The organism is Pseudomonas sp. GW823-FHT06E10, assembly GCF_058794995.1.
In genome coordinates this window covers 1-12,527 of the sequence record NZ_JBXAHJ010000015.1, presented here as the reverse complement: position 1 = coordinate 12,527, position 12,527 = coordinate 1, and the positions used below count along the sequence as shown (strand labels likewise).

General features: G+C 60.9%; 10 protein-coding genes. 6 read left to right on the top strand and 4 right to left on the bottom strand.

The features are described from left to right. The first annotated feature begins 193 nt into the window (after positions 1–193). Together rlmM and tusA are read left to right on the top strand one after the other, a co-directional pair. The gene (gene rlmM, locus AC1Q6Y_RS21965; RefSeq protein ID WP_057715663.1) at positions 194–1,267 is read left to right on the top strand and encodes a 23S rRNA (cytidine(2498)-2'-O)-methyltransferase RlmM; all 1,074 of its coding nucleotides are present in this window, start codon (positions 194–196) and stop codon (positions 1,265–1,267) included. Between the two features lie 190 nt (positions 1,268–1,457). Then, positions 1,458–1,709, top strand: coding sequence for a sulfurtransferase TusA (gene tusA / locus AC1Q6Y_RS21960; RefSeq protein ID WP_056721984.1), 252 nt, complete (start codon positions 1,458–1,460; stop codon positions 1,707–1,709). Positions 1,710–1,835: 126 nt separating this feature from the next. Here the strand turns inward: tusA and AC1Q6Y_RS21955 are convergent, their stop codons facing one another. Next, positions 1,836–3,230, bottom strand: coding sequence for an MATE family efflux transporter (locus tag AC1Q6Y_RS21955; RefSeq protein ID WP_492587962.1), 1,395 nt, complete (start codon positions 3,228–3,230; stop codon positions 1,836–1,838). A 255-nt stretch (positions 3,231–3,485) separates the two neighbouring features. Between AC1Q6Y_RS21955 and pdxB the strand changes: the two genes are divergently transcribed. Beyond that, positions 3,486–4,628, top strand: coding sequence for a 4-phosphoerythronate dehydrogenase PdxB (gene pdxB / locus AC1Q6Y_RS21950; protein ID WP_492625155.1), 1,143 nt, complete (start codon positions 3,486–3,488; stop codon positions 4,626–4,628). A 249-nt stretch (positions 4,629–4,877) separates the two neighbouring features. Here pdxB and AC1Q6Y_RS21945 read toward each other — a convergent pair whose 3' ends face one another. After that, positions 4,878–5,057, bottom strand: a complete 180-nt coding sequence (locus AC1Q6Y_RS21945; protein ID WP_057715660.1) for a PA1571 family protein — start codon at positions 5,055–5,057, stop codon at positions 4,878–4,880. A gap of 251 nt (positions 5,058–5,308) precedes the next feature. On the opposite strand from AC1Q6Y_RS21945, the gene AC1Q6Y_RS21940 reads away from it, so the two are divergent. Beyond that, positions 5,309–7,096, top strand: coding sequence for an ABC transporter transmembrane domain-containing protein (locus tag AC1Q6Y_RS21940; protein ID WP_492625198.1), 1,788 nt, complete (start codon positions 5,309–5,311; stop codon positions 7,094–7,096). 99 nt (positions 7,097–7,195) lie between these two features. Here the strand turns inward: AC1Q6Y_RS21940 and AC1Q6Y_RS21935 are convergent, their stop codons facing one another. Then, complete coding sequence (locus tag AC1Q6Y_RS21935) at positions 7,196–9,124, bottom strand: transglycosylase SLT domain-containing protein (protein WP_057715658.1); 1,929 nt, start codon at positions 9,122–9,124, stop codon at positions 7,196–7,198. A gap of 215 nt (positions 9,125–9,339) precedes the next feature. Between AC1Q6Y_RS21935 and AC1Q6Y_RS21930 the strand changes: the two genes are divergently transcribed. Next, positions 9,340–11,259, top strand: coding sequence for an ATP-binding cassette domain-containing protein (locus AC1Q6Y_RS21930; protein ID WP_008022990.1), 1,920 nt, complete (start codon positions 9,340–9,342; stop codon positions 11,257–11,259). Positions 11,260–11,442: 183 nt separating this feature from the next. Here the strand turns inward: AC1Q6Y_RS21930 and AC1Q6Y_RS21925 are convergent, their stop codons facing one another. Then, positions 11,443–11,883: a universal stress protein gene (locus AC1Q6Y_RS21925; RefSeq protein ID WP_046041383.1), complete on the bottom strand. Its 441-nt coding sequence runs from the start codon at positions 11,881–11,883 to the stop codon at positions 11,443–11,445. Positions 11,884–11,987: 104 nt separating this feature from the next. Between AC1Q6Y_RS21925 and AC1Q6Y_RS21920 the strand changes: the two genes are divergently transcribed. Continuing rightward, positions 11,988–12,425: a hypothetical protein gene (locus AC1Q6Y_RS21920; RefSeq protein ID WP_090454096.1), complete on the top strand. Its 438-nt coding sequence runs from the start codon at positions 11,988–11,990 to the stop codon at positions 12,423–12,425. Positions 12,426–12,527 lie beyond the last annotated feature (102 nt).

The following is a 12,527-nucleotide window of genomic DNA, read 5'->3' as shown; positions in this document are numbered from 1 at the left end:
ACGGACTGAGGGGATGGGCAGAACATTAAACCTAGCTCTGTTTTCAGTAGCTGGCTAATAACCGGGTTCTATCGACAAGCTCCAGCTTCCGATCTCGGCTATCATGCGCCGGTTTTCGTGACAGGCTTTGCTTCAGGGCAAGCGGTCTCTCTTTGTGGGAGCGAGCTCGCTCCTACAGGGTCCAGGAGTATTAATGAACACCCTCTTTATGCATTGCCGGCCGGGCTTCGAAGGCGAAGTCTGTTCCGAGATTTCCGACCTCGCCGCGCGCTTGAACGTGGCCGGTTATGCCAAGGCCAAGGCGGCTACTGCCTGCGCCGAGTTTGTCTGCACCGAAGAAGACGGCGCCGAGCGCCTGATGCGCGGGCAGCGTTTTGCCGAGCTGATCTTCCCGCGCCAATGGGCCCGGGGGATTTTCATCGATCTGCCGGAAACCGACCGCATCAGTGTGATCCTCGCCCACATGGCGGACTTTCCGCTGTGCGGCAGCCTGTGGCTGGAAATGGTCGACACCAACGACGGCAAGGAACTGTCGAACTTCTGCAAGAAATTCGAAGTGCACCTGCGCAAGGCGCTGATGGCGGCCGGCAAGCTGGTGGAAGATGCCCACAAGCCGCGTTTGCTGCTGACGTTCAAGAGCGGTCGTGAAGTGTTCATGGGCCTGGCGGAGTCGAACAACTCGGCGATGTGGCCGATGGGCATTCCCCGTTTGAAGTTCCCCCGCGAGGCGCCGAGCCGCTCGACCCTCAAGCTGGAAGAGGCCTGGCACCACTTCATCCCGCGCGACCAGTGGGACGAGCGCCTGCATGGTGACATGACCGGCGTTGACTTGGGGGCCGCCCCTGGTGGCTGGACCTGGCAACTGGTCAACCGTGGCATGCTGGTGACCGCCATCGACAACGGCCCGATGGCCGAAAGCCTGATGGACACCGGTCTGGTGCAACATCTGATGGCCGACGGTTTCACCTTCAAGCCCAAGCAGCCGGTGGACTGGATGGTCTGCGACATCGTCGAGAAGCCGGCGCGCAATGCCGCGATGCTGGAAGAGTGGATCGGCGACGGCCATTGCCGCGAGGCGGTGGTCAATCTCAAGCTGCCGATGAAACAGCGCTATGCCGAAGTGAAGCGTTTGCTCGAGCGCATTGCCGATGGCTTCAAGGCCCGGGGTATCAAGGTCGAGATTGGCTGCAAGCAGCTGTACCACGACCGCGAGGAAGTGACCTGCCATTTGCGTCGACTGGACGTGAAGAAACCCAAGTCCCGCTGAAACACCGCAATCCCCTGTAGGAGCGAGCCTGCTCGCGATGGACCTGAGAGCACCACGGGGTGTCAGGTCCCCGCGTCATCGTTGACGATCATCGCGAGCAGGCTCGCTCCTACAAGGGGGCGGCGTAATGCCACAGATGACGTTACACCCGGCAATGCGCGACAATGCCGGCCAGTTTCAGGAGTGAATCATGAGTGAAATGCTTGATACGCCGGTAGACGGCACCCTCGACGCCACCGGCCTCAATTGCCCCGAGCCGGTGATGATGCTGCACCAGCACATCCGTGATCTGGTGCCCGGCGGCCTGCTCAAGGTGATCGCCACTGACCCGTCGACCCGTCGCGATATTCCCAAGTTCTGTGTGTTTCTCGACCATGAACTGGTGGCACAGCACGAAGATGAGGGCACCTACCTCTACTGGATTCGCAAGAAGTCTGTTTAACCAACAACCCCCCTGTAGGAACGAGCTTGCTCGCGAAAATAACGAAGGCGCCGTTGGGCATCTGGTTTTCGCGCGTTATCGTTCACGACCTTCGCGAGCAAGCTCGCTCCTACAGGGTTGTGGCGATCAACCCTGGCTGTTACGAATCCGCCGGCGCGCACTGAGCGTCAGTCGGATCGACAGCATCAGCGCCGCACAGCTCAAACCGGCAATCAACCCTTCCCACAGCCCGCTCGGGCCGCTGGCCGGACCGAACCAATCGGTCAGTCCCAGCACGTAGCCGACCGGCAGGCCGATGCCCCAATAGGCGAACAAGGTCAGGATCATCGTCACCCGGGTGTCCTGGTACCCACGCAGCGCGCCGGCGCAGATCACCTGGATGGCATCGGAAAACTGATACAGCGCGGCATACACAATCAACATCGACGCAATCTGGATCACGGCCTTGTCAGGCGTGTAGATCGAGGCGATAGGTTCGCGCAGGAGCAGGATCAGTGCCGCCGAGAACGCCGCGAACACCAGTGCCGCGCCTAGCCCGACCTTCGCCGCGAAGCGCGCCTGCCAAGGATTGCCGGCCCCCAGTGCCTGGCCGACCCGCACGGTCACCGCCATGCCCAGCGAGTAAGGAATCATGAACAGCAACGAGCTGATATTCAGGGCGATTTGATGCCCTGCCACCACGGTGGAGCCGAGACTGCCGATCAACAGGGCGATGACCGCGAAGATGCTGGACTCGGCGAAGACGGCGATACCGATCGGCAGGCCAATGCTGACCAGGCGCTTGATCACGGCCCATTTCGGCCGGTCGAAGTGCACCAGCACACGGGTGCGGGCATAGAACGGGGCCCAGAAGGTCCAGCCGGCCATGCTCAACGCCATGAACCACATCACGATGCCGCTGGCCCAGCCGCAACCGACGCCGCCCAGGGCCGGTGCGCCGAAATGGCCATAGATCAACGTGTAGTTCAGCGGGATGTTCAGCAGTAGGCCGCACAAGCCGATGACCATGCTCGGACGGGTCCGACCCATGCCATCGCTGTAGCAGCGCAGCACGTAATAGAACGCCATGCCCGGCAAGCCGAAGGCGATTCCGTGCAGGTAACCCATGCTCGGCTCGATCAATTGCGGATCGACTTTCATCCAATGCAGGATCGGCTCGGCGCCGAGCAACAGGCCGCTGCCGATCAACCCGACACACAATGCGAGCCACAGCGCCTGGCGGACCAGCGGGCCGATTTCGTCAAACTGCCCGGCGCCAAAGCGTTGCGCGACCTTGGGTGTGGTTGCCAGCAGGACGCCGGACATCAACAGGTAGACCGGAATCCAGATCGAATTGCCCAGGGCCACCGATGCCAGGTCCCGCGGGCTGACGCGGCCGGCCATCACCGCATCGACGAAGCCCATGGCCGTGGTGGCCAGTTGCGCGATCATGATCGGCAGGGCCAGGCCGAGCAGGCCCTTGAGTTCCAGGCGAACCGGGGTCGTGCGTGGGGCGGCGGTAGTGTCAGTCACGGAATTCACAAGCGAAGCGTCCAGAGGTTTTGATGCGCAGGGCTGCGCATTCTACGCGTTGACGCTTCGGTCAGGAAAAGACTGTGTTGGGTATTTGTAATCGCTCCGCTCTCTCTGTAGGAGCGAGCTCGCTCGCGATGAATGTGAGGGCGCCGCGTTCATTCAGGCAGCCCTCGTTATCGTTAACGCCCATGGCGAGCATGCTCGCTCCTACACAGAGATGAATTCTGCGCCTACACTGCCAACCCGCCAAAGGAGCCTGCCATGCTGATTGTTGCCGACGAAAATATCCCTCTGCTCGATGCCTTCTTCGAAGGCTTCGGTGAAATCCGCCGGGTACCGGGTCGCGCCATCGACCGTGCCACGGTCGAGCAGGCCGATGTGCTGTTGGTGCGCTCGGTGACCAACGTCAATCGCGCGCTGCTCGAGGGCAGCAAGGTGCGCTTTGTCGGTACGTGCACCATCGGCACCGATCATCTGGACCTGAATTACTTTCAGCAGGCCGGTATCACCTGGTCCAGCGCGCCGGGCTGCAATGCCCGTGGTGTGGTCGACTATGTGCTCGGCAGTCTGCTGACCCTGGCCGAAATCGAGGGTGTCGACCTGACCCGGCGTACCTACGGCGTGGTCGGTGCCGGCGAAGTGGGTGGACGCCTGGTCAAGGTATTGCAAGGCCTGGGCTGGAAGGTGCTGGTGTGCGATCCGCCACGGCAAACTGCGGAAGGTGGAGACTACGTCAGCCTCGAGCAGATCATCGACGAGTGCGACGTCATCAGTCTGCACACGCCATTGACTAAACAGGGTCAGCAATCGACCTGGCATTTGTTCGATGAAAAACACCTGAACCAGCTCAGGTCCGGCACCTGGCTGATTAATGCCAGTCGCGGGCCGGTGGTCAACAATGCAGCACTGCGCGACGTGCTGCTGGAGCGCGAAGACCTGCAAGCGGTGCTCGATGTCTGGGAAGGCGAGCCTGAAGTCGACGTGGCGCTGGCCGAACTCTGCGTGCTGGCAACGCCACACATTGCCGGCTACAGCCTCGACGGCAAGCAGCGGGGCACCGCGCAGATTTATCAGGCCTATTGCGATTTCCTTGGGCAGCCAGCCCGGGTCAGCCTGGGCGATTTGCTGCCGGCGCCGTGGCTGTCGCACGTGACCCTCAATGCGCAAAGTGACCCGGCCTGGGCGTTGGCGATGCTGTGCCGTGGCGTGTATGACCCGCGACGTGACGATGCGGACTTCCGTCGCAGCCTTGTCGGCAGTGTCAGCGAACAGCGAGCGGCATTTGATGCGTTGCGCAAGAATTATCCTTCGCGTCGAGAGATCGACGGATTGCAGGTGCGGATCGAGGGGGATGCGCCTGAGTTGCAGAGGATTGTGGCGGCGTTGGGGGCAACGACAATCTGATAGACCGCGGTGGCCCCTTCGCGAGCAAGCCCGCTCCCACACAGGATCTTCATGCACCACAAATCCCCTGTAGGAGCGAGCCCTGCTCGCGATGGTCGTCAACGATGACGCGGGAAACCTGACACCCCGTGGTGCTCTCAGGTTCATCGCGAGCAGGGCTCGCTCCTACAGAGAGGGGGTAATTGTCTTTTTTGCCGGCAATAAAAAACCCGGCCAACAATGGGCCGGGTCAAGAAGACGGTGGCTACATCACTTTTGTTTGGCAGGTTTGACCAATCGCTTATCCAGTTCGCTGCAAGCTTTCTGGATCATTTCTTCAGTGATCGGTACTTCGCGACCCTGCTCGTCAATAATCGAGCAACCCAGAGACTGGTCTGGTTGCGTGCGGATCACTTGAATCTTGTCATCGCTGCTGTGTTGCAAGGACATGGCCTGTCTCCTCATCAGGTTGTGTGCTTACTGTAGAACCGCCAGGTGACCGGGCTATGACAACTCCCTGCGATCTTTCCTGGGGGGCAGAACCAGTCCACCAGAAATGCCACCACGTGGCTACCCGAACTTTAGACCAATAGCGTCTAGCCTCTAGTGTTGGCGGACATAATTAACCCGACTCATTGTGATTTGCAGCAAGCCACCCCATTGAGCGGTATAGGCTGACCCTAATGATTGCCTTGTCCAGGATGATTACGATGCTCTCTGCCCGTCACCGCCGTGCCATTCGCCTGGCCAGTCGCTTCATCGCGCCATATCGCTGGCAGGCCTTTGGCGCCTTGCTGGCGCTGATCGTCACCGCTGGCATCACCTTGTCCATGGGGCAAGGCATCCGCCTGCTGGTGGACGAGGGGTTCATGACCCAGTCACCGCATCTGCTCAATCAGTCCATCGGTCTGTTCATGTTACTGGTGGCGGGATTGGCGATCGGAACCTTTGCACGGTTTTACCTTGTGTCGTGGATCGGCGAACGCTGCGTCGCCGATATCCGCCGCAACGTGTTCAATCATCTGATTTACCTGCACCCGGGGTTTTACGAAGACAATCGCAGCTCGGAAATCCAGTCCCGCCTGACCGCCGACACCACGCTGCTGCAATCGGTCATCGGTTCTTCGCTGTCATTGTTCCTGCGCAATTTGCTGATGGTGATCGGTGGGATCGTCCTGCTGTTCATCACTAACCCCAAACTCACCAGCATCGTGGTGGTTGCCTTGCCCCTGGTGATCGCGCCGATCCTGATCTTCGGACGCCGGGTGCGTAACCTCTCACGCCTGAGTCAGGACCGGATTGCCGATATCGGCAGTTATGTGTCCGAAACCCTGGGGCAGATCAAGACCGTGCAGGCCTACAACCATCAGGCCCAGGACGAGCGACGGTTTGCCGTGACGGTGGAAGAGGCGTTCAACACCGCGCGCAAACGCATCTTCCAGCGGGCCTGGCTGATTACCCTGGTGATCGTGTTGGTCTTGGGTGCGGTCGGGGTGATGCTCTGGGTTGGTGGCATGGACGTCATCGCCGGGCGAATTTCCGCTGGCGAGCTGGCGGCGTTCGTGTTCTACAGCCTGATTGTCGGCAGCGCGTTCGGTACGTTGAGCGAAGTGATTGGCGAGTTGCAGCGGGCAGCCGGCGCGGCCGAGCGGATTGCCGAGTTGCTGCGTTCGGAAAACATCATCCTGCCGCCGGTGGCGGACGCGGTGAAGCTGCCGGAGCGGGTCAATGGCCAACTACAACTGCACAATGTGCGTTTTTCCTACCCGTCGCGGCCGGAAAATTATGCTGTCGACGGGTTGAGCCTGACCGTCAATGCCGGTGAGACGCTGGCGCTGGTCGGGCCATCGGGGGCCGGAAAATCCACGGTGTATGACTTGCTGCTGCGTTTTTACGACCCGGCCGAGGGGCGCATCCTGCTCGATGGCGTGCCGTTGACTCAACTCGACCCGCTGGACCTGCGTCGCTGTTTTGCCCTGGTGTCGCAAACCCCGGCGCTGTTTTTCGGCAGCATTGAAGAAAACATTCGCTACGGCAATCCGCACGCGACGTTGGCCGAGGTACAGGAAGCGGCAAAAATCGCTTACGCCCATGACTTTATCGAAGCCATGCCCAATGGTTACCAGACTCATCTGGGGGACGGTGGCCTCGGCTTGTCCGGCGGCCAGCGCCAACGCCTGGCCATTGCCCGTGCGTTGCTGGTGGATGCGCCGATCCTGCTCCTGGACGAAGCCACCAGCGCCCTCGACGCCCAAAGCGAACACCTGATCCAGCAGGCGCTGCCGACACTGATGAAAAACCGGACCACCCTGGTGATCGCCCATCGCCTGGCCACGGTGAAAAACGCCGACCGGATTGCGGTGATGGACCAGGGGAAACTGGTGGCGGTGGGCACGCATCTGGAGCTGATTGCCAGCAATGCGTTGTATGCGCGGTTGGCGGCGTTGCAGTTCAGTGATGGATTGATTAACGCTGGGGAACTCTTGTAGGAGCGAGCCCGCTCGCGATGGTCGTCAACGATGACGCGGGATGCCTGACACCCAGCGGCACTCTAATGTCCATCGCGAGCAGGCTCGCTCCTGCAGTGATCATTGATCGTCGAAATACCGCTCATGCCAATCCACGATTGGCTGCGGCGAGTTGAGCTTCTCGCCATAGATCACCGAATACGACAGCACGTTTTGCACGTACTGGCGGGTTTCGTCGAACGGAATGCTTTCCACCCACACGTCGAAACTCAGGTGGTCCGCACCGCGCAGCCATTGGCGCACTCGGCCCGGGCCGGCGTTGTAGGCGGCGGAGGCGAGGACGCGGTTGCCGTTGAACTGGCTGTGCACCTGGCTCAGGTATGCGGCGCCGAGCTGGATGTTCTTGTCCGGGTTGAACAGTTGCTGTGGCGAGCTATAGGGAATGCTGAACTTGCGTGCGGTTTCCTTGGCGGTGGCGGGCATCAGTTGCATCAGGCCCGAGGCGCCGACCCCGGAGCGGGCATCTTCCATGAAGGCGCTTTCCTGGCGAGTGATGGCAAACGCCCAGCTCGGATGCAGGCCGCGATTCTTCGCTTCACGCACCAGCGTGTTGCGGTGGGCCATCGGGAAACGGATATCCAGATCGTCCCAGTACTGCGCCTGGCTGATGGTGCGAATGGCCGGGAAGTACCATTTCAGGTCGTAGGCCAGTTTGGCCTGGGCGACCATTTCGTCGCGGCTGAAGTGACGGCTGACGTGGTACCACTCGCGGCGCCCGTCGACGATTTGCCCGCGAGCGTGGAACTCCAGGGCGCGACGTATGCCGGGGGTGTTGCGCACTTTGTTGATCAGCGCCTGGCTCATCACCAGCGGCTTGTTATTCAGCGAATAGGGTGACTGCGAGCGATCCGCCGCGAGGAACCCATAAAAGTCGCGCTCACGAGCCACGCTTCGATACAGGGTCTGGGCTTCCGGGTTCTGCGGTTGCGCCAGCTCCAGGGTGCGGGCCTGCCAGTAACGCCAGCGGTTGGTGGTGGCCAGGTCCTGGGGCAGGCGGCGGGTCAACTGATAGGCATCGTCCCAGCGCGCCAGGCGCAGGAGCAGGCGCAAGCGCCATTCGGAAACCGTGTTGTCGCGCAGTTCCGGATCGTATTTGGTCATGACGTCCAGGGCTCGACTGTCGAAACGTTTGGCGAGGGTCAGCCCGATTTCCCGGGCGATCGCCACTTTTTCATCCCGGGAGAAATGCATGCTGCTGGCGTAACCGTCGAGCAGATTCATGGCCCTGTCCGGGTCCTGACGAGCCAGGCGGCGCAGGCCGAGGCTGACCACATCGGACATGGCTTCATCGGCCGGGGTAAAGCGTGACGGCTGGTTGAGCAGTTCCGGTTTCTGCGCCACGTCCACCAGCAAGCGGCCGCGAGGGGCGAGGGTGGTCATGCCGTTGATCAGGCTGTTGGCCAGGGGATAGTTGCGCGCCTGGGCGGCGAGTTTGGCGCGTTCCCAGCGTTTTTGCTCGGTCAACTGGCCATCGGCGGCCCACATGCCGAACAGGGCATCGCAGGCTTCGGGCTGGGATTTACCGGTCAGCCAGAGCTTTTCAGTGTTGGCGTAACCTTCGGCTTTGAGGTTGTGGCTGATCTGGTACTGCGCATTCAGGCAGTCCAGTTCGGTGAAGTTCATTTTCGGGTCGTAGTACTTGACGAAGGTCGCCCAGTCGCCCCGTTCCGCCAGCCAGCGCAACCAACGCAACTTCATCCAGTTGGCCTGGGGCAGGTCGCCGTGTTCGGCGAGGAATTTCTCGATTTCGGCGTTGCTCGCGGTTTTCAGGCGCGCGGTCAGCTCGTCGTACGCCAGGTAGGGTTCCAGCGGATAATCGGCGAGGGCCTGGCTGTAACGGAAATACGGGCCGCTATCGCCCTTGGCCAGGGCGCGCTTGGCTTCATCGTAATACTGGCGTTGGGTGGACAGGTCCACCGCCTGGGCGGATTGAACGGCAGCGGCAGACAGTAAAAAAGCAGATAAAAGATTGAAAAGGCGACTGCGCATGAGACGTCCGGGCAGAGAAAAATCATGACAAGCGCGGGCCAGGCCCGCGCTGAATTGTCTGTAGCTTAGCCTTTTGCCAGCAGCCGGTGAAAGCTTTGCGGGTCTTCCCGCATCAGTTCGCAACATTTGTCATGCAGAGTGCTACGAGAGTGAAATTGCCGGCCTTCTGAAGCCTCAAGTCAGGTAGAATGCGCGCCCGGTTTTTGGAGAAGCTCATGACCCTGCTCAAATTCAGCGATGTGTCCCTTGCTTTCGGCGCTATGCCGTTGTTGGACAAGGTGTCCTGGCAGATCGCCCGTGGTGAGCGGGTGTGCATCATCGGCCGCAACGGCACTGGCAAGTCCAGCATGATGAAGCTCGTCAAGGGCGACCAGAAGCCCGATGACGGCTCCGTTTGGCGCGCACCCGGGCTCAAGATCGGCGAATTGCCGCAAGAATTGCCGGTGGCCGACGAGCGGACAGTGTTCGACGTGGTGGCCGAAGGCCTCGACGGCGTTGGCGCCTTGCTCGCCGAATATCACCACCTGAGCCAGAACATCGTCACTGACGCCGATCTGGACAAGCTGATGCACGTCCAGCACGACCTCGAAGCCCGCGATGGCTGGCGCTTGCAGACCCTCGTCGACAGCACCTTGAGCCGCCTGCAACTGCCGGCCGACAAGACCCTCGCCGAGTTGTCCGGCGGCTGGCGTCGTCGCGTCCTGCTGGCCCAGGCCCTGGTGTCCGAGCCGGACCTGCTGCTGCTCGACGAACCGACCAACCATCTGGACATCGGTGCCATCGCCTGGCTTGAAGAAGCGCTGAAGGATTTCCAGGGCGCCGTGCTGTTCATCACGCACGACCGTTCTTTCCTGCAGAACCTGGCAACCCGCATCCTCGAACTGGATCGCGGCGGCCTGATCGACTGGAACGGCGACTACGCCAGTTTCCTCGTGCACAAGGAAGCCGCACTGGCGGCCGAGGAGACCGCCAACGCGCTGTTCGACAAGCGCCTGGCCCAGGAAGAAGTGTGGATTCGCCAGGGCATCAAGGCCCGTCGCACCCGTAACGAAGGCCGCGTACGTGCGCTCAAAGCCTTGCGTGTCGAACGCAGCGAGCGCCGTGAGCGTACCGGCAAGGCCAATATCCAGCTGGAAACCGCCGACAAGTCCGGCAAGCAGGTAATGGTCCTCGATAACGTGAGTTTCGCTCACCCGGACGGTCCGTTCCTGATCAAGGATTTCTCCATGGTGCTGCAGCGCGGCGACCGTATCGGTCTGCTCGGCGCCAACGGTACCGGCAAGACCACCCTGCTGAAACTGATGCTCAGCGGCTTGCAGCCGACCAGCGGCAAAGTGGAAGAGGGCACCAGGATCGATGTCGCCTACTTCGACCAGTTGCGCCATCAGCTGGATCTGGAAAAAACCGTGATCGACAACGTGGCCGAAGGTCGCGACTTCATCGATATCGATGGCCAGAGCCGCCACGTGCTGAGCTACCTCGGCGACTTCCTGTTCAGCCCGCAGCGTGCTCGCACGCCAGTCAAGGCGCTGTCGGGTGGTGAGCGTGCCCGTCTGTTGCTGGCCAAGCTGTTCAGCAAGCCGGCGAACCTGCTGGTACTCGACGAACCGACCAACGACCTCGACGTCGAAACCCTCGAACTGCTGGAAGAGGTCTTGCTCACCTTCAACGGCACCGTACTGATGGTCAGCCACGACCGGGCATTCCTCGACAACGTGGTCACCAGTACCCTGGTCTTCGAAGGTGAAGGCAAGGTTCGCGAGTACGTCGGTGGTTACCAGGACTGGCTGCGCCAGGGCGGCTCGCCGCGTCTGCTGGGTGTGACCGAGAGCAAGTCCGGCAAGGCCGACCTGAACTCCGCGGTGGTGAAGGCCGAGCCTGCGCCGGTTGCTGCAGCCGTCGAAGCGCCAGTGGCGAAGAAAAAGCTAAGCTACAAATTGCAGCGCGAACTGGAAGCGTTGCCGGGGCAGATCGAGGCCATGGAGCAGCAGATTGCCGCCGTTGAAGCACAGATGGCGGATGCCGGCTTCTATCAGCGTCCGGCGGCCGAAACGGCTGCGGTGATTGCTCAATTGGAGCAGTTGCAGGCTGAACTCGACATCATGGTCGAGCGTTGGGCCGAGCTGGATGCCTGATTGACCCGGTAACAAAAAAAGCCCGGCGTTCAGTGATGAACGCCGGGCTTTTCATATGAAATGCAATCCCCCTGTAGGAGCGAGCTTGCTCGCGATGAACTTGAGAGCGCCGCGGGGTGTCAGGCTTCCCGTGTCATCGTTGACGACCATCGCGAGCAGGCTCGCTCCTACAAGGGTGTGTTGTCAGCTTTTGTTTTGCAGACGCACCGCCAGCACATCACAAGGCGCGCCATGCAGCACGTCATTGGCGGTGGAGCCCAGCAACAGTGCCAGACCATGCCGGCCATGGCTGCCCACCACGATCAGGTCGCAGGTTTGCTCCTTGGCCAGGTGGTGGATCTCCTGGCGTGGCTGTCCGTAGGTCAGGTGGCTGTATTCCCTGGAGAGCTCCGGGTATTTCAGGATCAAGCGGTCAAGGCGCTCCTTGGCCTGATCGAACTGCTGCTGTTGCAGTTGTGACAGGTCCATCGGCACGTCGCCGCCGAAGGCCATCGCCATCGGCTCGACAATGTGCACCAGCGACAATTTCGCACCGTTGCTCACCGACAGTTCGCGAGCGCGGTGAATCACAGGGTCGCACTCTTCGGTCAGATCTACAGCGACCAGAATATGGTTGTAGGGCATGAGGTGCTCCTCCTGAGGGATGCAATATTGGTAAGTATGGCTGGTTTCAAGCGCATTGGTTCCAAAGTGACACAATGGGCTCATTCAAATTCGGGAGTACAGATATGACGGTCTGGATAGTGGTGTCAATCCTGCTGGTGGTGCTGAGTCCGCTGGCATGGTTGCGGCCGTCGCGAGTTCAGAGCGGGCGCATCGCCTTGCGGATGGAGGCTCGGCGCATCGGGCTGGCCATGCAATTGGCGCCTCAGGAGTGGCCGCACTGGCTCAGCCAGGAGCCGCCGAGCCCCTGCGCCCAGTACCATCGTCCTCGACGTGGCAATCAGCCGGCGTGCTGGAGTTACTGGCAAAAATCACCGGGTGTCTGGGTCAATCAATGGCAGGAAATCTGTGAAGACAGGGCACTGCTCGATCATTTCGAAAAATTGCCGGCCAACGTCTACAAAGTCGAGGCGGACAAGCAAATGATCACGTTGTACTGGGGCGAGAAGGGCGAGGCCGAGGTGTTGCAGCAGATCGACGCCACCCTCAAAGCCCTCGCCTGAAACCCGACCCCCTGTAGGAGCGAGCCTGAACTGGCCTAATAATTCCGGACACCTCTTAAGGGCGATATGATTTCGCCAACTTGGAGGTTCCATGAACGAAAG

What these genes read in the sequence shown, in the direction of transcription:
- AC1Q6Y_RS21940 (WP_492625198.1), top strand. Translation starts at nt 5,309, where the DNA reads ATGATTACGATGCTCTCTGCCCGTCACCGCCGTGCCATTCGCCTGGCC.
- AC1Q6Y_RS21920 (WP_090454096.1), top strand. Translation starts at nt 11,988, where the DNA reads ATGACGGTCTGGATAGTGGTGTCAATCCTGCTGGTGGTGCTGAGTCCG.
- pdxB (WP_492625155.1), top strand. Translation starts at nt 3,486, where the DNA reads ATGCTGATTGTTGCCGACGAAAATATCCCTCTGCTCGATGCCTTCTTC.
- AC1Q6Y_RS21945 (WP_057715660.1), bottom strand. Translation starts at nt 5,057, where the DNA reads ATGTCCTTGCAACACAGCAGCGATGACAAGATTCAAGTGATCCGCACG.
- AC1Q6Y_RS21925 (WP_046041383.1), bottom strand. Translation starts at nt 11,883, where the DNA reads ATGCCCTACAACCATATTCTGGTCGCTGTAGATCTGACCGAAGAGTGC.
- rlmM (WP_057715663.1), top strand. Translation starts at nt 194, where the DNA reads ATGAACACCCTCTTTATGCATTGCCGGCCGGGCTTCGAAGGCGAAGTC.
- AC1Q6Y_RS21930 (WP_008022990.1), top strand. Translation starts at nt 9,340, where the DNA reads ATGACCCTGCTCAAATTCAGCGATGTGTCCCTTGCTTTCGGCGCTATG.
- tusA (WP_056721984.1), top strand. Translation starts at nt 1,458, where the DNA reads ATGAGTGAAATGCTTGATACGCCGGTAGACGGCACCCTCGACGCCACC.
- AC1Q6Y_RS21935 (WP_057715658.1), bottom strand. Translation starts at nt 9,124, where the DNA reads ATGCGCAGTCGCCTTTTCAATCTTTTATCTGCTTTTTTACTGTCTGCC.